This is a genomic window from Streptococcus nakanonensis, from assembly GCF_059738785.1.
The window spans coordinates 155,258-177,500 of record NZ_AP027139.1; the positions used below are offsets into that span (position 1 = coordinate 155,258).

Genomic DNA, 22,243 nt, shown 5'->3' on the forward strand with positions numbered 1-22,243 from the left:
CCTTTCTCTAGAGGGTTAAGACCACTCATTTTCTGCTTTAAATTCATTGTTCATGATGTCATAAATGGCATCTTTGATATTGGTTCCGTGGTAAATAACTTGGTAAATGGCTTGTGTAATCGGCATATAGACTCCAAGTTCTTGCGCTAGTTCATAGGCTGCTCGGGTCGTCGAAATTCCTTCAATTACCATGCCCATATTGGCTTCGATATCAGCTAGAGATTCTCCACGACCAAGAGCATCTCCGGCTCTCCAGTTACGAGAGTGGATGGAGGTTCCCGTTACGATCAAGTCTCCTACACCGGATAAGCCACTATAGGTCAATGGACTGGCCCCAAGTGCTACTCCTAGGCGGGTAATTTCTGCCAAGCCTCGAGCGATGATGGCTGCCTTGGCATTGTCACCAAATCCTAAACCATGTAAGGCTCCAGCACCGACAGCGATAATGTTTTTAAGAGCACCAGCGGTTTCGACCCCGATAACATCCGTATTGGTATAAAGTCGGAAGTAGTGATTACTAAATAGCTCCTGAACGTATTGAGCTGTTTGTAAATCTTTAGAAGCAGCAGTGATTAAAGTCAGGTCACGCACAATGGTTTCTTCCGCATGACTAGGCCCTGAGACAACGACGATATCACTGCGGAGCTGTTCAGGAATCTCTTCTTCAAGGATGGTTGATAATCGTTTATGACTATCAGGTTCTAATCCCTTTGATGCGTGCATGATGATAGCCTTATGGTCTAAGGTTTGTGCAACTTGCTGGGCAACAAGTCGTGTCACTTTTGTTGGGACAACAAACAAAATCGCATCTACATCTTTCAAGGCCTCTGCTAAGTCGGTGTAGGCAATGATATTTTCGTCTAGGATGACATCTTTAAAGTAGTGCTTATTAGTATGGTGTGTATTAATTTCATTGATTTGCTCGGGAAGATTTCCCCAAATACGTACCTCGTGTCCATTGTCATTTAAGACTTGTGAAAGGGCAGTTCCCCAAGAACCAGGCCCCAAGACGGCGACGGTTTGTTTTTCCATGATTTCCTCCTTGATAGAGTTCTTTCTCTTATTCTATCATATTCTAGGGGATTTTGCACTTGCATTGCTGGGGGAGTGGTGGCTTTGTTGCTTGAAAAATATATAAAAACCGAGACGAAGTGATAAACTCTTAGTCTTTAGTCTTTAGTTAAAGTGAGAAGAAATCTGATAGATAGTTTGATTCAGTATATGCTATAATAGAGGTAAACAACTCAGGAGGTTCTTGTAGGTTGCGAGAGTTTGGCGAAAAAATTAAAAGATTACGTTTGGCTAAAAAAATCAGTCGTTCAGAATTTTGTGGTGATGAGTCTGAATTAAGTATCCGTCAATTAATTAGAATTGAAAATGGAGAATCCAGACCAACACTAACAAAGTTAAAATATATCGCTGAGCGTTTGGGAGTTGAAGATTACAAGTTGATGCCAAGTTATATAGAGTTGGATAAGGAATACCTAGAATTGAAGTATTTCTTGATGAGGACTCCTACATACGAAGATGAAACTATCGCCCAAAAGAAAGAGAGTGTTTTTGATAAGATTTTTGAAGAGTATTATGATAGGCTACCTGAGGAAGAAAGATTTATCATAGATGTTTTACAAGCATATGATGACTTTGGTTGGTGGAATGATGATAGCAATTTAGGAATGATTTTACAAGAGTATTTCGATCACATTTTGTTGAAATCAAAATATGAAGTTAACGATATTTTAATCATAAAGCTATTTTTGGTAAGATTAGTACACCAAGATACGATAATAGATGAGATTGAAGTGAATACCTTCTTAGTAATAGCTGATAAAATTTTACAACAAGTTGAGATGTTTGATATTGAATATTCATTTCTAATCAGAGATTCATTACTTTTGTTGTTAGGAATATTTGAAAAAATTGCTAATTACAGTCAATTTGAAGATATTCTCTATAAATTAAATGAAATTACCTCAAAGTCATACGACTATCAGAAAAAACCAATTATTCGACTATGGGAGTGGCGCTATGCATTATTTGTAAAAAAAGATTATCCAGTAGCTGAAAATTATTTTCAAGAAGCAAAAGTATTTGCTAGAATGATTGATAATAGTCATTTGATAGAACAGCTAGAAAAACAATGGCAACATGACCTCCAAGATTTTTTTAAAAATAAACATTAGAAAATAAAAAAAGTGACAAAAATGTCATTAGTTAAAAAGACCGCGAGAAAGTTTTCGAAATCATAAAAACGCATGATATCAGGTGTTTAAAAACTTGATATTATGCGTTTTATCGTTTAAAGAGTTATTATGTTTTTCCCTTAGATTGAGTTCGTATCTAGTTTCTTTTTATACTAATTGAGTACTCATTAGTAGATAAGTTGTTAAAATTAGTGACATTTATGACCTTGGCGAATGTGTAACATAGAAGTATAATAATCCTGTAGAAAAAATAAGGAGAGAAAATATGTTAGTGCTAGTTGTTGCCATTTTTTGGATTTATAAATAATAAAGATAGAATAGGAAGGTCTATGTTAGAACTAAAAAATATTAGTAAAAGTTACGGACAAGGGACGCTAAAAAATAATGTCTTAAGAGAAATAAATTTTAAGGTAGTTGAAGGAGAATTTGTATCGATAATGGGACCATCAGGTTCGGGCAAATCGACATTTATCAATATTTTGGGACTGATTGATTCTGAATTTGAAGGAGAATATATATTAGACGGAAAAAGTATTGAGAAGTTAAATGAAAATCAACAAGCAAGTTACCGTAATCGTGATATTGGATTTGTTTTTCAACAATTTCATCTTATTGATGAATATACTGTTAAAGAAAATATTTTATTATCATTCCTATATTCTGACCAACAGCCAGATATAGAATACATTGATAGTTTATTACAAGACTTAGGGCTTATAGATAAGGTGAATGAGTACCCAAGTCATTTATCAGGCGGACAGAAGCAACGAGTTGCTTTAATTAGAGCTCTTGCTCATAAACCTAGATTTCTTATAGCGGATGAACCTACAGGTGCATTAGATGAGAAAAATAGGAATGAGATATTGCAAATTCTACAAAATTTGAATCATTCTGGAATGACAATTATTGTAGTAACTCACGATGAGTTTGTTGCCAGTCATTGTAGAACAAGGTATCGAATGAAAAATGGGTATCTAACATCTGAAGGAGAAGGATTACATGAAGTTTAAAAAGCTGTTAATAGATACTCTAAAGCTGTTAAAGAGGAATAAAAGACAAAGTATTCTGACATCCTTAGCCATCACAGTGGCAACATTTGTTTTATTAGTAATACTATCAAGTTCTTCATATACAACTTCTACATTAGGTAATGATTTAAAGATAGAAGAAGACACAGCAACAATGACTTATACTCCTCAGAATATGTTGGATATTAGAGGGTTTACACAGGAAGATAAACAATTGGTTGAGCAAACTATTGGAAAACATGCAAGACTTTCTTCCAGCTCTTATGCTTTGTATGCTGAAACGTATTTTAATGATTCTAAGCAGAATCTTAGTTTTCGAACATTGGGCGATTTGAATAAGAATGGTTTAGTTATGCCTGCTTTATTAAAAGGAAGAGCCTTAGAGGAACTAGATGGCGGTGTAGCTATTAGCGATAAGGCTCTCATGTCATTGACTCGAAAGGAAAATATTGAAACTTTTTTAGGAGAGACTATCAATATATCTGGGAAAGAATATCCAATTCAGGCAATATATTATGGATCAGCTGTTAATGAAAGATTACCTTCTTTATTGGTTACTAATGAAATCAAAGAGTTACTTTTAGGAAAAAGGGAATATTTTGATGAGTTAGTGGTAGAAACTAATCAGTTGGAGAATATAAATAAGGCTTTATCTGCTTTAGATACTTATGGAACATTCCGAAAGGAAGGAACCTATGCATATATAGATAATAGAAGGGTATATGAGGAAACAAAGGCTCAAGCTACTACAATATTAAATTTCATTGCACTTTTATCAAGCATTTCAATTTTTGTAGCTGGTTTTGGGGTTATGAATGCTATGTTGTCTTCTGTTAGCGAACGTAGCAAGGAGATAGCGATTCGTCGAGCTTTGGGAGCTAAAAAATCTGATATTTATCAATCATATATGATGGAGGGGACTCTTTTATCGATTATGGGAGCTATAGCTGGTATTGGAGTAGCGACATTATTTGTTATTTTAATGAATATGAGTGGTTTTGTTACGACATTAACTCTGGATCATATTTTGATTACTCTATTCACAACGGGTGTATTTGGAATTGTATTTAGTATTATGCCTGCAATGGTTGCAGCAAATAAAAATGTTATTGAAGGTCTAAGGTAATGATGGATAGTAATCTAAGAAAATTTGAAATTATTATTGTACTCATATCTGTAGCATTTTTTCCACTATTATCAATTATGCTGGGAGATGCTATTATAGCTCTTTTACTAGACAGAGCAGGCATGTTAAAAATGATGCTAGGAGAAAGAATCTTATTTGCGGGAACATCACTATTATTATGGTGGATATTGGAGAAAGGAAAGTTAATAAATATAAGGGTTAAACAATTTATATCCTACAAACAAGTTGGCCTTTATATTCTTCAGATTACTTTAATAACAATATTTGTATTTCTATATACAACAGACTATAATTCAATCATTTACATATTGTTTTTTATTCTAGTAAATTTTATAATCGCTTGGGAGGAAGAGTTTGTATATCGCTTGTTAGTCCCTGAAATACTAAAGAAATTATGCAGTAATTTTTTTATAATATGTTTAATTCAGAGCTTGATATTTAGTTATTTAGGGCATATGGATGGAATTATTTTAGAAAATTTAATTTATAGAGTTCCTATTTCAATCGTATTGTATGGGATTAGAAGTAAAACAGACAGTATCTTTTTGCCGACAACTATCCATGCGTTATGGAATATTATGTTAGATTTTATATAAGGGAGATAAAATGAGACTGACAAAAATAGATAAAATATTTTCTTGTTTATTAATTGTAGAATTTTCAACATGTTTTATAGTATTAGAGAATCTTAACATTTTTCAATTTATGCTATTTGTACAAATTATACCGTCAATATTGTTAGCTTTGTTATCGGGAAGTATTTCTTCTAGAAGTAAGCACAGCTGGGTGTTATTAATTATTTTTGGAATAATCTATACCTTAATGATGTTTGGAATTTTCAGAGTTACTCCTATGACGCTTATAGAACAAAATACGATTCAATCTGAAACTTCCGTATTTACATTCAATAGAAATTTACAGTTAGGAACTTATCTTGGATTTTTCTTGCAGGAATTTTTACTAGGAGCTTTTATTTGCACTATTTCAAAATGTTTTGGGAGAATTAAACAAGGGAAATTTTAATGAGGCCTGCATTAAAAAGAAGAATTGCTTCTGCAGTTATTTAGAAAATGATATGATTGAAATGGTGTAACATTTGGAGAAAATTATTTTTGAACGAAAAAGATTTGAGTATATCGGTTCTAAGAGAAAGCAAGTAAAGGACTTTATGATTCTAAAAAGTTTCATGTCTAAGACAATTCAAGTTGAAATCAGAGTGGAGGACTACTTGTTAGACCTTCTTATTTTAAAAGAGATGAGTACAGAATTTTATAATTTAGATTTTCTTTCTTTGCCCTATGATGTCAATATAGATGTGAAAGAAGTTGTAGAGGATGTTGATTTAACAGTCTATAAGAATAGTAAATATAGGGAGTTTAATTTCTTTAAAAATATTTGTAAATGATATTTTTGAAAGTCTATCCATCCCTATATTAGAATTGCTACAACAAGTTTTCAACACTTGTTTCAATTGAACATACTAAAACCGAGACGAAGGGATAAACTCTTAGTCTCGGTTTTGATATTTCTTAAAGAATAGCTAGGTTTATTTCAACTGATCTGTAATGTCTTTTGATAGCAACATTCCCAGATGGTAAGTTTTATTGATATATGCAATGACATCATTGATGTTTTCAGTCGTTTGAATTTTCTCTTTGATGTCAGCCCTAAATGTTTCATCCTTCAAAAGTTGTTCTTGGTAGAGCCTTTGAAGCCGTTCCTTCTCGTACTTATTGAGCAGAAAAAGGAAAACCAAGCTAATCACAACGAGGATATAAGCATATTGGCTCATAGGATATCTCCCTGTATGATAAAGAAGTAGTAGTGAGTAAATCGATTTAGTGGACCTAAAGTAGCAGAGCAAGTTAGCAAAACTTGATAAGATTTTTGATAGACCTCTAAACCAAAGTCCGTATAGGCTTTAGTGTAAGTTACTTAGATTATTTTGCAATCAAGTAACTTGAAGATTATGACTAGTGAAGCAGTTAGCTAGTCCGCATATAAGCGGCTAGCGTCTAACAATTAGGAACTTTAGTTCCAATAGCTTTAAGATTACGACGTTCTGGAACATAAATCGATAATATTTATGTTCCAGAACTAGTGAAGCGTTTAGGCAATTCGCCATATAGCGATTGCCGTCAAGAGACTAGGAACTTTAGTTCCAGTCTCTTGTAACGATTTACATCTTCTCTGGCGCTTCTACTCCAAGCAAGCGAAGGGCTTCTTTGAGAACGACTGCGGTTGCGTAGCTGAGGGCTAGACGGCTGTCGCGTTCTGGACTTTCATCCAAGATGCGAGTGTGTGCATAATATTTGTTAAAGGCTTGAGCCAGGCTAATTGCAAATTTAGCAATGATAGAAGGTTCAAAGTTATCCGCCGCACGGTTGATAATACGTGGGAAGTCTTGGATGAGTTTGATGATTTCCCAGCTTTCAGTATCATTCAAGCTATAGTTGCCAGCTGTTTCTGGTTTGAAATCCGCTTTACGTAAGATCGATTGGATACGAGCGTAGGCATATTGAACGTAAGGCCCAGTTTCACCCTCGAAGGATACCATAGCTTCTAGGTCGAAGTCGTATCCATTTGTACGGTCGGTTTTGAGGTCATAGAATTTAATGGCTCCAACCCCAACAGCATGCGCTACTTGGTCTTTATTTTCAAGTTCAGGATTTTTAGCTTCGATTTGGGTTTTGGCACGACTAACGGCCTCTGCAACTGTAGGCTCTAGCAAGATGACATTCCCTTTACGAGTAGAGAGTTTTTTCCCTTCTTTGGTAACCAAACCAAAAGGAACGTGAGTAATGTCGTCACTCCAGTCGTAGCCCATTTCTTGCAAGACAGCTTTGAGCTGTTTAAAGTGGGCAGATTGTTCTTGACCAACTACGTAGATAGATTTGGCAAATTGGTATTCGTTTTTACGGTAAAGAGCTGCAGCCAAGTCACGAGTGATATAGAGAGTTGCACCATCAGATTTCTTGATAAGGGCTGGATGTTCAATTCCGTATTTCTCAAGGTTGACAACTTGGGCACCCTCTGATTCAACAAGAAGGCCTTTTTCAGAAAGAATGTCTACAACTGCATCCATCTTATCGTTGTAGAAGGCTTCTCCGTTGTAGCTGTCAAATTCGACTTGCAATTCATTGTAAAGGCGGTTAAATTCCACTAAACTTTCATCACGGAACCATTGCCAAAGAGCGAGAGCTTCCTCGTCGCCATTTTCAAGCTTACGGAACCATTCGCGTGCTTCTTCATCCAAGCTAGGGTCATTTTCAGCCTCAGCATTGATGCGGACATAGAGTTTAAGAAGTTCATCAATTGGATGAGCTTTTACAGCTTCTTCGTCGCCCCATTTTTTGTAGGCAACAATCAACATCCCAAACTGTTTACCCCAGTCTCCCAAATGGTTGACCTTGACTGTTTGATAACCGATTTTTTGGAAGATATGTGACAAGCTATCTCCGATAACAGTTGAGCGCAGGTGACCAATAGAGAATGGTTTAGCGATATTGGGACTAGACATATCGATAACAACATTTTCTTGTTTGCCAATAGTTTGATCAGCATAGTGTTCTTTTTCAGTGATAACAGCTTGCAATACTTGAGCAGAAATGGCAGATTTATCAAGGAAAAAGTTAACGTAAGGTCCCGTTGCGACAACCTTCTCAAAGGCTTGGCTGTTAATTTTTTCAGCCAGTTCAGCCGCAATCATTTGAGGTGCTTTACGTTCGACTTTTGCAAGAGAAAAAGCAGGGAAAGCAATGTCTCCCATTTCTGAGTTTTTAGGGGTTTCCAGTAAATTTAAAATAGCCTCTTGGTTCAGGCTATCAATGACGCTAGCCAATTCGCTAGCAATCAATTCTTTTGTATTCATTATGAGCTCCTTTTGGACTTTTCTACTATTTTATCACATTTTTAAAGAAAGAAGAAAAAATTTTTGAAATCTCCTATTTTTTTGGTATAATATAGTTATAAAAATAGTTATAAATATTCACATAAGAGGATTTTATGAGAAAAAGAGATCGTCATCAGTTAATAAAAAAAATGATTACTGAGGAGAAATTAAGTACACAAAAAGAAATTCAAGATCGGTTGGAGGCACACAATGTTTTTGTGACACAGACAACCTTGTCTCGTGATTTGCGCGAAATCGGCTTGACCAAGGTCAAGAAAAATGATATGGTGTATTATGTACTAGCAAATGAGACAGAAAAGATTGATTTGGTGGAATTTTTGTCTCATCATTTAGAAGGTGTTGCAAGAGCAGAGTTTACTTTGGTGCTTCATACCAAACTGGGAGAAGCCTCTGTTTTGGCAAATATTGTAGATGCAAACAAGGATGAATGGATTTTAGGAACAGTTGCTGGTGCCAATACCTTATTGGTTATTTGTCGAGACCAGCACGTTGCCAAACTCATGGAAGATCGTTTGCTAGATTTGATGAAAGATAAGTAAGGTCTTGGGAGTTGCTCTCAAGACTTATTTTTGACAAGGAGAGACGGAAAATGGCGACAGAAAAGCTATCACCCGGCATGCAACAGTATGTGGATATTAAAAAGCAATATCCAGATGCTTTTTTGCTCTTTCGGATGGGTGATTTTTATGAATTATTTTATGAGGATGCGGTCAATGCTGCGCAGATTCTGGAAATTTCCTTAACGAGTCGCAACAAGAATGCCGACAATCCGATTCCTATGGCGGGTGTTCCCTATCATTCTGCCCAACAGTACATTGATGTCTTGATTGAGCAGGGTTATAAGGTGGCTATCGCAGAGCAGATGGAAGATCCTAAACAAGCAGTTGGGGTTGTGAAACGAGAGGTTGTTCAGGTCATTACGCCAGGGACAGTGGTCGATAGCAGTAAGCCGGACAGCCAGAATAATTTTTTGGTTGCCATAGATCGAGATGGCAATCAATTTGGCTTAGCTTATATGGACCTGGTGACGGGTGACTTTTATGTGACAGGTCTTTTGGATTTCACGCTGGTTTGTGGGGAAATACGCAATCTCAAGGCGCGCGAAGTAGTGTTGGGTTATGACTTGTCTGAGGAGGAAGAACAAATCCTCAGTCGCCAGATGAATCTGGTGCTCTCTTATGAGAAAGAAGGCTTTGAGGACCTTCATTTACTGGATTTACGATTGGCAGCTGTGGAGCAAGCGGCATCTAGTAAGTTGCTCCAGTATGTTCATCGGACTCAGATGAGGGAATTGAACCACCTCAAACCTGTTATCCGCTATGAAATCAAGGATTTCTTGCAGATGGATTATGCGACCAAGGCTAGTCTGGATTTGGTTGAGAATGCCCGTTCAGGCAAGAAGCAAGGCAGTCTTTTTTGGCTTTTGGATGAAACCAAAACGGCTATGGGAATGCGTCTCTTGCGGTCTTGGATTCATCGTCCTTTGATTGATAAGGAGCGAATCATCCAACGTCAAGAAGTGGTGCAGGTCTTCCTCGACCATTTCTTTGAGCGCAGTGATTTGACAGACAGTCTCAAGGGTGTTTATGACATTGAACGCTTGGCTAGTCGGGTTTCTTTTGGCAAAACTAATCCCAAGGATCTCTTGCAGTTGGCGACTACCTTATCCAGTGTGCCACGGATTCGTGCGATTTTAGAAGGGATGGAGCAACCTGCTCTAGCCTATCTCATCGCACAACTGGATGGAATCCCTGAGTTGGAGAGTTTGATTAGCGCAGCGATTGCTCCTGAAGCTCCTCATGTGATTACAGAAGGTGGCATTATCCGGACGGGATTTGATGAGACTTTGGATAAATATCGCCGAGTTCTCAGAGAAGGGACTAGCTGGATTGCTGAGATTGAGGCCAAGGAGCGAGAAAACTCTGGTATCAGTACGCTCAAGATTGATTATAATAAAAAGGATGGCTACTATTTCCATGTGACCAATTCTCAACTGGGAAATGTACCTGCCCACTTTTTCCGCAAGGCGACGCTGAAAAACTCAGAACGCTTTGGAACTGAGGAATTAGCCCGTATCGAGGGAGATATGCTGGAGGCGCGTGAGAAGTCAGCCAACCTAGAGTACGAAATCTTTATGCGTATTCGTGAAGAGGTCAACAAGTACATCCAGCGTTTGCAGGTTCTAGCTCAAGGCATTGCGACAGTTGATGTCTTACAGAGTCTAGCAGTTGTGGCTGAAACCCAGCATTTGATTCGACCTGAATTCGGAGATGATTCGCGAATTGATATCCAGAAAGGGCGTCATGCTGTCGTTGAAAAGGTTATGGGGGCTCAGACCTATATTCCCAATACGATTCAGATGGCAGAAGATACCAGTATTCAACTGATTACAGGGCCAAACATGAGCGGAAAGTCAACCTATATGCGTCAGTTAGCCATGACGGCGGTTATGGCTCAGTTGGGTTCTTATGTGCCAGCAGAAAGCGCCTATTTACCGATTTTTGATGCCATCTTTACCCGTATCGGAGCAGCAGATGACTTGGTTTCAGGTCAATCAACCTTTATGGTAGAGATGATGGAGGCCAACAATGCCATTTCGCATGCAACCAAGGACTCTCTCATTCTCTTTGATGAGTTGGGACGGGGAACTGCAACTTATGATGGGATGGCTCTTGCCCAGTCCATCATCGAATACATTCACGAACATATCGGAGCCAAGACCCTCTTTGCGACCCACTACCATGAGTTGACTGGTCTGGAGTCTAGTTTACAACACTTGGTCAATGTCCACGTGGCAACCTTGGAGCAGGATGGGCAGGTCACCTTCCTTCATAAGATTGAACCAGGGCCAGCTGATAAATCCTACGGTATCCATGTTGCCAAGATTGCTGGTTTGCCAGCAGACCTTTTAGCAAGGGCGGATAAGATTTTGACTCAGTTAGAAAATCAAGGGACAGAAAGTCCTACTCCTATGAAACAAACAAGTACTGTCTCAGAACAGATTTCACTCTTTGATACGGCAGAAGAGCATCCTATCCTAGCAGAATTAGCTAAACTGGATGTTTACAATATGACACCTATGCAGGCTATGAATGTCTTGGTCGAGTTAAAACAAAAATTATAAAGAATGAATTACTTGTCATTCTAGCTATATCAAGGAGCCTTCTTTGACAAGTTCCCATTTTTTTGCTAGAATAACATCACACAAACAGAATGAAAAGGAGCTGACGCATTGTCGCTCCCTTTTGTCTATTTTTTAAGGAGAAAGTATGCTGATTCAGAAAATAAAAACCTACAAGTGGCAGGCCTTAGCTTCGCTCCTGATGACGGGCTTGATGGTTGCCAGTTCACTTTTGCAACCGCGTTACCTGCAGGAAGTGTTAGACGCCCTCCTTGCTGGAAAATATGAAGCTATTTATAGTATCGGGGCTTGGTTGATTGGTGTGGCCTTGGTCGGTTTGGTTGCTGGTGGGCTTAATGTTATCCTTGCAGCCTATATTGCCCAAGGAGTTTCATCCGACCTTCGAGAGGATGCCTTCCGTAAAATCCAAACCTTTTCTTATGCCAATATTGAACAATTTAATGCGGGAAATCTAGTTGTTCGCATGACAAATGATATCAACCAGATTCAGAACGTCGTCATGATGACCTTCCAAATTCTTTTCAGACTTCCCCTCTTGTTCATCGGTTCGTTTATCTTGGCGGTTCAAACCTTACCTTCTCTGTGGTGGGTGATTGTTCTCATGGTAGTCTTGATTTTTGGTTTGACTGCTGTCATGATGGGAATGATGGGACCTCGTTTTGCCAAGTTTCAAACCCTTCTTGAACGCATCAATGCCATTGCCAAGGAAAATTTGCGTGGCGTTCGTGTGGTCAAGTCCTTTGTCCAAGAAAAAGAGCAATTTGCTAAGTTTACGGAGGTTTCAGACGAACTTCTCGGTCAAAACCTTTACATTGGTTATGCCTTTTCAGTAGTGGAACCCTTTATGATGTTGGTCGGCTACGGGGCGGTTTTCCTTTCTATTTGGCTGGTCGCGGGAATGGTTCAGTCGGATCCGTCAGTTGTTGGCTCCATTGCTTCCTTTGTCAATTACCTAAGCCAGATTATCTTTACCATTGTTATGGTTGGATTTTTGGGAAATTCTGTCAGTCGTGCTATGATTTCCATGCGTCGTATTCGAGAAATTCTTGATGCAGAGCCAGCCATGACCTTCAAGGATGTACCAGATGAAGAGTTGGTCGGAAGTCTTAGCTTTGAAAATGTGACCTTTACCTATCCAATGGACAAGGAACCGATGCTGAAAGATGTGAGCTTTACTATTGAACCTGGTCAAATGGTTGGTGTAGTTGGAGCGACTGGTGCAGGAAAATCAACCTTGGCTCAATTGATTCCACGTCTCTTTGACCCACAGGAAGGGGCTATCAAAATCGGAGGCAAGGATATTCGCGAAGTGAGTGAAGGAACCCTGCGTAAAACAGTTTCTATCGTTCTTCAACGTGCCATTCTCTTCAGTGGAACGATTGCAGACAACTTGAGACAGGGTAAGGGAGATGCTACTCTATTTGAAATGGAGCGTGCAGCCAATATTGCCCAAGCCAGTGAATTCATTCATCGTATGGAGAAAACCTTTGAAAGTCCAGTTGAGGAACGGGGAACCAATTTCTCAGGTGGGCAAAAACAAAGGATGTCGATTGCTCGTGGAATTGTCAGCAATCCACGTATTCTGATTTTTGACGATTCGACCTCGGCCTTGGATGCCAAGTCAGAGCGCCTAGTGCAAGAAGCCTTGAATAAGGACTTGAAGGGAACAACAACCATTATCATTGCGCAAAAGATTAGCTCGGTTGTCCATGCAGACAAGATCTTGGTACTGGATCAAGGACGATTGATTGGTCAAGGCACGCATGCAGACTTGGTTGCCAACAATGCCGTTTACCGTGAAATCTATGAAACACAGAAAGGAAAGGAGGAGTAAAATGAAGACAGTTCAGTTCTTTTGGCATTATTTTAAAGTCTATAAGCTATCATTTGTAGTTGTCATCTTGATGATTGTTCTGGCAACTCTTGCCCAAGCACTCTTTCCGGTCTTTTCTGGACAAGCAGTGACGCAGCTAGCCAATTTAGTTCAAGCTTATCAAGATGGCAATCCAGAACTTGTTTGGCAAAGCCTATCAGGAATCATGGTCAATCTTGGCCTGCTGGTTTTGGTTCTATTTATCTCCAGTGTCATATACATGTGTCTCATGACGCGCGTGATTGCAGAGTCGACCAACGAGATGCGCAAAGGTCTCTTTGGTAAGCTTGCTCGGTTAGCGGTTTCTTTCTTTGACCGCCGGCAAGATGGCGATATCCTGTCTCGTTTTACCAGTGATTTGGATAATATCCTCCAAGCCTTTAATGAAAGTCTGGTTCAGGTCATGAGCAATGTTGTTTTATACATTGGTCTGATTCTTGTCATGTTTTCGAGAAATGTGACGCTGGCCCTCATCACCATTGCCAGCACACCAGTGGCCTTCCTTATGCTGATTTTTATTGTAAAAATGGCCCGCAAATACACCAATCTCCAACAAAAAGAGGTAGGGAAACTCAACGCCTATATGGATGAGAGTATCTCAGGTCAAAAAGCTGTCATTGTTCAAGGGATTCAAGAGGATATGATGGCAGGATTTCTTGAACAAAATGAGCGCGTGCGCAAGGCGACCTTTAAAGGAAGAATGTTCTCAGGAATTCTTTTCCCTGTCATGAATGGGATGAGCCTGGTTAATACAGCCATCGTCATCTTTGCGGGTTCAGCTGTACTTTTAAATGATAAGACTATTGAAACAAGTACAGCTCTAGGTTTGATTGTTATGTTTGCCCAATTTTCTCAGCAGTACTACCAGCCTATTATTCAGGTTGCAGCTAGTTGGGGAAGTCTTCAGTTGGCATTTACAGGTGCTGAACGGATTCAGGAAATGTTTGACTCAGAGGAAGAAATCCGACCTGAAAAGGCTCCAATCTTCACTCAGTTGCAAGAAGGTGTCGAAATCAGTCATATTGATTTTTCATACTTGCCTAATAAACCTATTTTGAAAGATGTTAGCATTTCTGCCCCTAAAGGCCAGATGACAGCGGTTGTTGGTCCGACAGGGTCAGGGAAAACGACTATTATGAACCTCATCAATCGCTTTTATGATGTTGATGCTGGTGGTATTTATTTTGATGGGAAAGATATTCGTGACTATGATTTAGATAGTCTCAGAAGTAAGGTGGGAATTGTTTTGCAGGATTCGGTCTTGTTTAGCGGAACGATTCGAGACAATATCCGTTTTGGTGTGCCAGATGCTAGTCAGGAAATGGTTGAGGCAGCAGCCAAGGCAACCCATATTCATGACTATATCGAAAGCTTACCTGACAAATACGATACCCTTATCGATGATGACCAGAGCATCTTCTCAACAGGGCAGAAGCAATTGATTTCCATTGCTCGAACCCTGATGACAGATCCAGAAGTTCTCATTCTCGATGAAGCCACTTCAAACGTAGATACGGTGACAGAAAGCAAGATTCAGCATGCCATGGAGGCGGTTGTAGCGGGTAGAACCAGTTTTGTCATTGCCCATCGTTTGAAGACCATCCTCAATGCAGACCAGATTATTGTCCTTAAAGATGGAGAAGTCATTGAACGTGGTAATCACCATGAACTCTTAAAACTAGGTGGATTCTACTCAGAACTCTATCACAATCAATTTGTTTTTGAATAAGAAAGAAGTTGTCCTATGGGGCAGCTTTTTCTTGTCCATAAAAAATTTTTATCACGACCTTTAAAAAAACATATTAGACGAAAGACGTTTTGAGTGATAAGATAGGACTATCGTTAATATTCGAAAGGAGAGACATCATGGCTAGAACGGTTGTAGGAGTTGCTGCAAATCTATGTCCCGTAGACGCAGAAGGTAAAAACATTCATTCATCTGTATCTTGTAGATTCGCAGAGAGCATTCGTCAAGTCGGTGGTCTCCCTTTAGTCATTCCTGTTGGTGATGAGTCAGTTGTACGCGATTATGTAGAAATGATAGATAAATTGATTTTGACAGGCGGTCAAAATGTCCATCCTCAGTTTTATGGAGAGAAAAAGACCATCGAGAGTGATGATTACAATCTAGTGCGTGATGAATTTGAATTGGCTCTCTTGAAAGAAGCGCTTCGTCAGAATAAACCAATTATGGCAATCTGTCGCGGTGTTCAACTTGTCAATGTTGCCTTTGGTGGAACCCTCAATCAAGAAATCGAAGGTCACTGGCAAGGACTACCTTTCGGAACATCTCACTCTATTGAGACAGTAGAAGGAAGTGTGGTGGCCAAGCTATTTGGGAAAGACAGTCAGGTCAATTCGGTCCATCGTCAGAGTATTAAAGAATTGGCACCTAATTTCCGTGTAACTGCTATTGATCCGAGAGATCAAACCATCGAAGCGATTGAGTCTATCGATGAGCACCGCATTATTGGTTTGCAGTGGCATCCAGAGTTTCTGGTCAATGAAGAAGATGGCAATTTAGAATTATTTGAGTATTTATTGAATGAACTGTAACGACTGGAACATCTAGTCGTTCTTTCTTTTATTTTTTCAAAATTTTTGGAATGTGGGATTTTTACGCAAACGTTTGAATTCTGATAAAAATTGGAGAAATTCGACAAAAAAACTTGAAAAAAACGAAGGTAAGCGTTATGATAGAAAAGAAGAAATATTGGAGGAATAACATGTCACATATTAAATTTGATTATTCAAAAGTTTTAGACAAATTTGTTGCACCACATGAAGTGGAATACATGCAATCACAAGTAACAGCAGCAGATGAATTGATCCGTAAAGGAACTGGTGCTGGTAGCGACTTCTTGGGATGGTTGGACCTTCCTGAAAACTATGACCGCGAAGAATTTGACCGCATCTTGAAAGCTGCTGAGCAAATTAAGTCAGACAGCGATGTTTTGGTTGTTATCGGTATCGGTGGATCTTACCTTGGTGCCAAAGCAGCAATCGACTTCTTGAACCACCACTTTGCAAACTTGCAAACAAAAGAAGAACGTAAAGCTCCACAAATCCTTTACGCTGGGAACTCAATCTCATCTACTTACCTTGCTGACTTGGTAGAGTACGTAGCTGACAAAGACTTCTCAGTAAACGTGATTTCTAAATCAGGTACAACAACTGAACCAGCGATTGCTTTTCGTGTCTTCAAAGAACTCTTGGTTAAGAAGTACGGTCAAGAAGAAGCAAACAAACGTATCTATGCAACAACTGACCGCCAAAAAGGTGCTGTTAAAGTTGAAGCAGATGCTAACGGCTGGGAAACATTTGTTGTTCCAGATGACATCGGTGGACGCTTCTCAGTATTGACAGCAGTTGGTTTGCTTCCAATCGCAGCATCAGGAGCTGACATCAAAGCCCTTATGGAAGGTGCGAACGCAGCTCGCAAAGACTACACTTCAGACAAAATCTCTGAAAACGAAGCTTACCAATACGCAGCAGTTCGTAACATCCTTTACCGTAAAGGCTATGCAACTGAGATCTTGGTAAACTACGAGCCATCACTTCAATACTTCTCAGAATGGTGGAAACAATTGGCTGGAGAATCAGAAGGAAAAGACCAAAAAGGTATCTACCCAACTTCAGCCAACTTCTCAACTGACTTGCACTCACTTGGTCAATTTATCCAAGAAGGAACTCGTATCATGTTTGAAACAGTTGTCCGTGTTGACAAACCTCGTAAAAACGTGATTATCCCTAGCTTGGAAGAAGACCTTGACGGACTTGGTTACCTTCAAGGAAAAGACGTTGACTTTGTAAACAAAAAAGCGACTGATGGTGTTCTTCTTGCCCACACAGATGGTGATGTACCAAACATGTACGTGACTCTTCCAGAGCAAGACGCTTTCACTCTTGGTTACACAATCTACTTCTTCGAATTGGCTATCGCTCTTTCAGGTTATTTGAATGCTATCAACCCATTTGACCAACCAGGTGTTGAAGCTTACAAACGTAACATGTTTGCCCTTCTTGGAAAACCAGGATTTGAAGAATTGAGCAAAGAACTTAACGCACGTCTATAATAGAAGAAAAGAGTGGTTTGTCCACTCTTTTTACTCTCTTTATCCATAGAAATTGGACTCAGCCAAGACTTGTGATATAATATAGAGAGCAAAAAGGCAGACGCCTAGAGACTTTATAGGAGAAACTATGTCAAAAGATATCCGCGTACGTTACGCACCAAGTCCAACAGGACTACTACACATCGGAAATGCCCGTACAGCATTGTTCAACTACCTTTATGCACGTCATCACGGTGGAACTTTTATAATCCGTATCGAAGATACTGACCGTAAACGCCATGTCGAAGATGGGGAACGTTCACAGCTTGAAAACCTTCGTTGGTTAGGCATGGATTGGGATGAAAGCCCAGAAACACATGAAAATTACCGCCAGTCTGAGCGTTTGGACTTGTATCAAAAATACATCGACCAATTGCTAGCTGAAGGAAAAGCCTACAAATCTTATGTTACAGAAGAAGAGTTGGCAGCTGAACGCGAACGCCAAGAAGCAGCTGGCGAAACACCACGCTACATCAATGAATACCTTGGTATGAGTGAAGAAGAAAAAGCAGCTTACATCGCAGAACGTGAAGCAGCAGGGATCATCCCAACGGTTCGTTTGGCTGTCAATGAGTCAGGTATCTACAAGTGGCATGATATGGTCAAAGGTGATATCGAATTTGAAGGTGGCAATATCGGTGGTGACTGGGTTATCCAAAAGAAAGACGGTTACCCAACTTACAACTTTGCTGTTGTTATCGATGACCACGATATGCAAATCTCTCACGTAATCCGTGGAGATGACCATATTGCTAATACACCAAAACAGCTCATGGTTTATGAAGCACTTGGTTGGGAAGCTCCAGAGTTCGGTCACATGACCTTGATTATCAACTCTGAGACTGGTAAGAAGTTATCTAAACGTGATACTAATACACTTCAATTTATCGAAGATTATCGAAAGAAAGGTTACCTTCCAGAAGCAGTCTTTAACTTTATCGCCCTTCTTGGTTGGAACCCAGGTGGCGAAGATGAGATTTTCTCTCGTAAAGAATTGATTAAACTTTTCGATGAAAACCGCCTGAGCAAGTCTCCAGCAGCCTTTGATCAGAAGAAACTAGACTGGATGAGCAATGATTATATCAAGAATGCAGACCTTGAAACCATCTTTGAAATGGCAAAACCATTCTTAGAGGAAGCAGGCCGTTTAACTGACAAGGCTGAAAAACTAGTTGAACTATATAAACCACAAATGAAATCAGTTGATGAAATTATTCCATTGACAGATCTGTTCTTCTCAGATTTCCCAGAATTGACCGAAGCAGAGCGCGAAGTCATGGCAGGTGAAACAGTCCCAACAGTTCTTGAAGCCTTCAAAGCAAAACTTGAAGCGATGACAGACGATGAATTTGTAACAGAAAATATTTTCCCACAAATTAAGGCAGTTCAAAAAGAAACTGGTATTAAAGGGAAAAATCTTTTCATGCCTATTCGTATCGCTGTTTCAGGTGAAATGCATGGTCCAGAGTTGCCAGATACGATCTTCTTGTTAGGTCGAGAAAAATCAATCCAGCATATCGAAAATATGTTGAAGGAAATCTCTAAGTAAAAAGGGTACAATAATGGACATCTGGGAAAAGATGTACGAAGAAGCACAGAAACTATACAATCCACATGAAGTATCTGATTTTGTTTATGCTAATCATGTCGTTGCCGCAGTAGAAGCAGAAGATGGACAAATATTTACAGGTTTCTGTATGGAGGGAACCTGTGGTGTTTTCCATCTTTGCGCAGAGCGGGCAGCTCTCTTCAATATGTACCAATTTTCAGGACAAACTAAGGTTAAAAAAGTATTAGCCTTTCGAGACAAACCACCTTATGGTGGAAGTTCAGGAATGCCCTGTGGCGCATGCAGAGAGTTCCTCTTAGAGTTGAACGCTGAAAATAAGGATGCAGAATTCATGATGGACTACAATAGAAGAAAGACAGTGAAAGTCGCAGAACTAATGCCCTATTGGTGGGGAGAAGAACGTGCTTCTAAGTTTAATAATCAATAGGAGAGTCAGTATAATTCTGGCTCTTTTTACTATAATTTAAAAAACTGTACTTGAAAAGAATTGAAAAATTGGTAAATTCCCAAACTAAGTTCCATCGCTAATCCAAGTGGAAGTTAGTCTGATAAAAATTATAAAAACCAGTGGAAATCCGTGTCAGGGTAAGTTCTACTGGTTTTAATCATGCTTGATTTCATCGCTTTTGTAGCCAAAATGAATCGAAAAAAAGAGCGCACAAAATCCCCTCATCTGAAAGCGTTTCAGATTAAGTTCCGCTATGGTGGAAGTTACTTTGAGAAGTTACCATAGAAAAAATTAATAAAAAAATTTTAAAAAAGGTGTTGACAAAGTTTGAAAAGACTGTATAATAGTAAGAGTTGAAAATAACAACTCAGGTCCGTTGGTCAAGGGGTTAAGACACCGCCTTTTCACGGCGGTAACACGGGTTCGAATCCCGTACGGACTATGGTATGTTGCGTCAGGACCACTTGATGAAAAAAAGTTTAAAAAAGCTTAAAAATCTTCAAAAAAGTGTTGACAAGTGAAAGTGGCTGTGATATACTAATATAGTTGTCGCTTGAGAGAAGCAAGTGACAAAGACCTTTGAAAACTGAACAAGACGAACCAATGTGCAGGGCGCTACAACATAAGTTGTAGTACTGAACAATGAAAAAACAATAAATCTGTCAGTGACAGAAATGAGTGAGAACTCAAACTTTTAATGAGAGTTTGATCCTGGCTCAGGACGAACGCTGGCGGCGTGCCTAATACATGCAAGTAGAACGCTGAAGGAGGAGCTTGCTTCTCTGGATGAGTTGCGAACGGGTGAGTAACGCGTAGGTAACCTGCCTGGTAGCGGGGGATAACTATTGGAAACGATAGCTAATACCGCATAAGAGTGGATGTTGCATGACATTTGCTTAAAAGGTGCACTTGCATCACTACCAGATGGACCTGCGTTGTATTAGCTAGTTGGTGGGGTAACGGCTCACCAAGGCGACGATACATAGCCGACCTGAGAGGGTGATCGGCCACACTGGGACTGAGACACGGCCCAGACTCCTACGGGAGGCAGCAGTAGGGAATCTTCGGCAATGGACGGAAGTCTGACCGAGCAACGCCGCGTGAGTGAAGAAGGTTTTCGGATCGTAAAGCTCTGTTGTAAGAGAAGAACGAGTGTGAGAGTGGAAAGTTCACACTGTGACGGTATCTTACCAGAAAGGGACGGCTAACTACGTGCCAGCAGCCGCGGTAATACGTAGGTCCCGAGCGTTGTCCGGATTTATTGGGCGTAAAGCGAGCGCAGGCGGTTAGATAAGTCTGAAGTTAAAGGCTGTGGCTTAACCATAGTACGCTTTGGAAACTGTTTAACTTGAGTGCAAGAGGGGAGAGTGGAATTCCATGTGTAGCGGTGAAATGCGTAGATATATGGAGGAACACCGGTGGCGAAAGCGGCTCTCTGGCTTGTAACTGACGCTGAGGCTCGAAAGCGTGGGGAGCAAACAGGATTAGATACCCTGGTAGTCCACGCCGTAAACGATGAGTGCTAGGTGTTAGACCCTTTCCGGGGTTTAGTGCCGTAGCTAACGCATTAAGCACTCCGCCTGGGGAGTACGACCGCAAGGTTGAAACTCAAAGGAATTGACGGGGGCCCGCACAAGCGGTGGAGCATGTGGTTTAATTCGAAGCAACGCGAAGAACCTTACCAGGTCTTGACATCCCTCTGACCGCTCTAGAGATAGAGTTTTCCTTCGGGACAGAGGTGACAGGTGGTGCATGGTTGTCGTCAGCTCGTGTCGTGAGATGTTGGGTTAAGTCCCGCAACGAGCGCAACCCCTATTGTTAGTTGCCATCATTCAGTTGGGCACTCTAGCGAGACTGCCGGTAATAAACCGGAGGAAGGTGGGGATGACGTCAAATCATCATGCCCCTTATGACCTGGGCTACACACGTGCTACAATGGCTGGTACAACGAGTCGCAAGCCGGTGACGGCAAGCTAATCTCTTAAAGCCAGTCTCAGTTCGGATTGTAGGCTGCAACTCGCCTACATGAAGTCGGAATCGCTAGTAATCGCGGATCAGCACGCCGCGGTGAATACGTTCCCGGGCCTTGTACACACCGCCCGTCACACCACGAGAGTTTGTAACACCCGAAGTCGGTGAGGTAACCGTAAGGAGCCAGCCGCCTAAGGTGGGATAGATGATTGGGGTGAAGTCGTAACAAGGTAGCCGTATCGGAAGGTGCGGCTGGATCACCTCCTTTCTAAGGATAAGGAACTGCGCATTGGTCTTGTTTAGTCTTGAGAGGTCTTGTGGGGCCTTAGCTCAGCTGGGAGAGCGCCTGCTTTGCACGCAGGAGGTCAGCGGTTCGATCCCGCTAGGCTCCATTGGTGAGAGATCACCAAGTAATGCACATTGAAAATTGAATATCTATATCAAATAGTAACAAGAAAATAAACCGAAAACGCTGTAGTATTAATAAGAGTTTATGACTGAAAGGTCAAAAAATAAGGTTAAGTTAATAAGGGCGCACGGTGGATGCCTTGGCACTAGGAGCCGAAGAAGGACGTGACAAACGACGATATGCCTTGGGTAGCTGTAAGTAAGCGATGATCCAGGGATTTCCGAATGGGGGAACCCAACAGGTACTACCTGTTACCCGCATCTGTTAAGGATGTGAGGAGGAAGACGCAGTGAACTGAAACATCTAAGTAGCTGCAGGAAGAGAAAGCAAAAGCGATTGCCTTAGTAGCGGCGAGCGAAACGGCAGGAGGGCAAACCGAAGAGTTTACTCTTCGGGGTTGTAGGACTGCAATGTGGACTCAAA

The 22,243-nt window shown here is 40.4% G+C and carries 17 protein-coding genes, 2 tRNA genes and 2 rRNA genes (1 of these 21 only partly in view); 18 read left to right on the plus strand and 3 right to left on the minus strand.

Annotated features, from left to right (window positions below; all coding sequences use genetic code 11):
• Positions 1 to 15: 15 nt before the first annotated feature.
• On the minus strand, positions 16 to 1,032 hold the full coding sequence (locus AC6I9F_RS00805; protein ID WP_498022214.1) for an NAD(P)H-dependent glycerol-3-phosphate dehydrogenase: 1,017 nt from the start codon (positions 1,030 to 1,032) through the stop codon (positions 16 to 18).
• A gap of 230 nt (positions 1,033 to 1,262) precedes the next feature.
• Between AC6I9F_RS00805 and AC6I9F_RS00810 the strand changes: the two genes are divergently transcribed.
• From AC6I9F_RS00810 to AC6I9F_RS00835, 6 genes are all read left to right on the plus strand, one after another.
• Positions 1,263 to 2,183, plus strand: a complete 921-nt coding sequence (locus AC6I9F_RS00810; protein ID WP_049524741.1) for a helix-turn-helix domain-containing protein — start codon at positions 1,263 to 1,265, stop codon at positions 2,181 to 2,183.
• A gap of 350 nt (positions 2,184 to 2,533) precedes the next feature.
• A complete protein-coding gene (locus AC6I9F_RS00815) occupies positions 2,534 to 3,214 on the plus strand; it encodes an ABC transporter ATP-binding protein (protein ID WP_498022216.1) in 681 nt (226 codons plus the stop codon).
• Positions 3,204 to 4,358 (plus strand): ABC transporter permease, encoded by a 1,155-nt coding sequence (locus AC6I9F_RS00820; RefSeq protein WP_173275283.1) that lies wholly within the window; start codon positions 3,204 to 3,206, stop codon positions 4,356 to 4,358. Before AC6I9F_RS00815 ends, AC6I9F_RS00820 begins: the two co-directional genes overlap by 11 nt.
• Positions 4,359 to 4,360: 2 nt before the next feature.
• Positions 4,361 to 4,975, plus strand: coding sequence for a CPBP family intramembrane glutamic endopeptidase (locus AC6I9F_RS00825; protein WP_231075183.1), 615 nt, complete (start codon positions 4,361 to 4,363; stop codon positions 4,973 to 4,975).
• 10 nt (positions 4,976 to 4,985) lie between these two features.
• On the plus strand, positions 4,986 to 5,402 hold the full coding sequence (locus AC6I9F_RS00830; RefSeq protein WP_498022218.1) for a hypothetical protein: 417 nt from the start codon (positions 4,986 to 4,988) through the stop codon (positions 5,400 to 5,402).
• A gap of 73 nt (positions 5,403 to 5,475) precedes the next feature.
• Positions 5,476 to 5,784, plus strand: a complete 309-nt coding sequence (locus tag AC6I9F_RS00835) for a hypothetical protein (RefSeq protein ID WP_498022219.1) — start codon at positions 5,476 to 5,478, stop codon at positions 5,782 to 5,784.
• A gap of 141 nt (positions 5,785 to 5,925) precedes the next feature.
• Here the strand turns inward: AC6I9F_RS00835 and AC6I9F_RS00840 are convergent, their stop codons facing one another.
• Positions 5,926 to 6,171 (minus strand): hypothetical protein, encoded by a 246-nt coding sequence (locus AC6I9F_RS00840; RefSeq protein ID WP_000084861.1) that lies wholly within the window; start codon positions 6,169 to 6,171, stop codon positions 5,926 to 5,928.
• Between the two features lie 387 nt (positions 6,172 to 6,558).
• Positions 6,559 to 8,250 carry an arginine--tRNA ligase gene (argS, locus tag AC6I9F_RS00845; RefSeq protein ID WP_498022221.1) on the minus strand — a complete coding sequence of 564 codons (1,692 nt, stop codon included), beginning with the start codon at positions 8,248 to 8,250 and terminating at the stop codon, positions 6,559 to 6,561.
• A gap of 134 nt (positions 8,251 to 8,384) precedes the next feature.
• On the opposite strand from argS, the gene argR reads away from it, so the two are divergent.
• The 12 genes from argR to AC6I9F_RS00905 form a co-directional block, all read left to right on the plus strand.
• Entirely contained in the window at positions 8,385 to 8,831 is a 447-nt protein-coding gene (gene argR, locus AC6I9F_RS00850) for an arginine repressor (protein ID WP_001231476.1), read from the plus strand.
• 50 nt (positions 8,832 to 8,881) lie between these two features.
• Entirely contained in the window at positions 8,882 to 11,416 is a 2,535-nt protein-coding gene (gene mutS / locus AC6I9F_RS00855; RefSeq protein WP_498022224.1) for a DNA mismatch repair protein MutS, read from the plus strand.
• A gap of 145 nt (positions 11,417 to 11,561) precedes the next feature.
• Positions 11,562 to 13,268, plus strand: a complete 1,707-nt coding sequence (gene patA / locus AC6I9F_RS00860; protein ID WP_498022226.1) for a multidrug efflux ABC transporter subunit PatA — start codon at positions 11,562 to 11,564, stop codon at positions 13,266 to 13,268.
• A 1-nt stretch (position 13,269) separates the two neighbouring features.
• Positions 13,270 to 15,036 (plus strand): multidrug efflux ABC transporter subunit PatB, encoded by a 1,767-nt coding sequence (gene patB, locus AC6I9F_RS00865; protein ID WP_498022228.1) that lies wholly within the window; start codon positions 13,270 to 13,272, stop codon positions 15,034 to 15,036.
• Between the two features lie 137 nt (positions 15,037 to 15,173).
• Positions 15,174 to 15,863 (plus strand): gamma-glutamyl-gamma-aminobutyrate hydrolase family protein, encoded by a 690-nt coding sequence (locus AC6I9F_RS00870; protein ID WP_173283543.1) that lies wholly within the window; start codon positions 15,174 to 15,176, stop codon positions 15,861 to 15,863.
• Positions 15,864 to 16,033: 170 nt separating this feature from the next.
• On the plus strand, positions 16,034 to 17,383 hold the full coding sequence (locus AC6I9F_RS00875) for a glucose-6-phosphate isomerase (RefSeq protein ID WP_000018268.1): 1,350 nt from the start codon (positions 16,034 to 16,036) through the stop codon (positions 17,381 to 17,383).
• 127 nt (positions 17,384 to 17,510) lie between these two features.
• Positions 17,511 to 18,971, plus strand: coding sequence for a glutamate--tRNA ligase (gene gltX / locus AC6I9F_RS00880; RefSeq protein WP_498022231.1), 1,461 nt, complete (start codon positions 17,511 to 17,513; stop codon positions 18,969 to 18,971).
• 13 nt (positions 18,972 to 18,984) lie between these two features.
• Entirely contained in the window at positions 18,985 to 19,419 is a 435-nt protein-coding gene (locus tag AC6I9F_RS00885) for a cytidine deaminase family protein (RefSeq protein ID WP_498022232.1), read from the plus strand.
• A 391-nt stretch (positions 19,420 to 19,810) separates the two neighbouring features.
• Positions 19,811 to 19,882: transfer RNA gene (locus AC6I9F_RS00890), tRNA-Glu, on the plus strand.
• 251 nt (positions 19,883 to 20,133) lie between these two features.
• Positions 20,134 to 21,679: ribosomal RNA gene (locus AC6I9F_RS00895) — 16S ribosomal RNA — on the plus strand.
• Between the two features lie 51 nt (positions 21,680 to 21,730).
• A tRNA-Ala gene (locus AC6I9F_RS00900) sits at positions 21,731 to 21,803 on the plus strand.
• Positions 21,804 to 21,927: 124 nt separating this feature from the next.
• Positions 21,928 to 22,243 (plus strand): 23S ribosomal RNA (locus AC6I9F_RS00905) (it continues 2,586 nt past the right edge of the window).
• Together the 16S and 23S rRNA genes with 2 tRNA genes alongside form the textbook arrangement of a ribosomal RNA operon.

Bases quoted from the DNA above. Each gene is read 5' to 3' on its own strand.
- AC6I9F_RS00805 (WP_498022214.1), bottom strand. From the start codon at position 1,032: ATGGAAAAACAAACCGTCGCCGTCTTGGGGCCTGGTTCTTGGGGAACT.
- AC6I9F_RS00815 (WP_498022216.1), top strand. From the start codon at position 2,534: ATGTTAGAACTAAAAAATATTAGTAAAAGTTACGGACAAGGGACGCTA.
- AC6I9F_RS00820 (WP_173275283.1), top strand. From the start codon at position 3,204: ATGAAGTTTAAAAAGCTGTTAATAGATACTCTAAAGCTGTTAAAGAGG.
- AC6I9F_RS00825 (WP_231075183.1), top strand. From the start codon at position 4,361: ATGGATAGTAATCTAAGAAAATTTGAAATTATTATTGTACTCATATCT.
- AC6I9F_RS00830 (WP_498022218.1), top strand. From the start codon at position 4,986: ATGAGACTGACAAAAATAGATAAAATATTTTCTTGTTTATTAATTGTA.
- AC6I9F_RS00840 (WP_000084861.1), bottom strand. From the start codon at position 6,171: ATGAGCCAATATGCTTATATCCTCGTTGTGATTAGCTTGGTTTTCCTT.
- argS (WP_498022221.1), bottom strand. From the start codon at position 8,250: ATGAATACAAAAGAATTGATTGCTAGCGAATTGGCTAGCGTCATTGAT.
- argR (WP_001231476.1), top strand. From the start codon at position 8,385: ATGAGAAAAAGAGATCGTCATCAGTTAATAAAAAAAATGATTACTGAG.
- mutS (WP_498022224.1), top strand. From the start codon at position 8,882: ATGGCGACAGAAAAGCTATCACCCGGCATGCAACAGTATGTGGATATT.
- patA (WP_498022226.1), top strand. From the start codon at position 11,562: ATGCTGATTCAGAAAATAAAAACCTACAAGTGGCAGGCCTTAGCTTCG.
- patB (WP_498022228.1), top strand. From the start codon at position 13,270: ATGAAGACAGTTCAGTTCTTTTGGCATTATTTTAAAGTCTATAAGCTA.
- AC6I9F_RS00870 (WP_173283543.1), top strand. From the start codon at position 15,174: ATGGCTAGAACGGTTGTAGGAGTTGCTGCAAATCTATGTCCCGTAGAC.
- AC6I9F_RS00875 (WP_000018268.1), top strand. From the start codon at position 16,034: ATGTCACATATTAAATTTGATTATTCAAAAGTTTTAGACAAATTTGTT.
- gltX (WP_498022231.1), top strand. From the start codon at position 17,511: ATGTCAAAAGATATCCGCGTACGTTACGCACCAAGTCCAACAGGACTA.
- AC6I9F_RS00885 (WP_498022232.1), top strand. From the start codon at position 18,985: ATGGACATCTGGGAAAAGATGTACGAAGAAGCACAGAAACTATACAAT.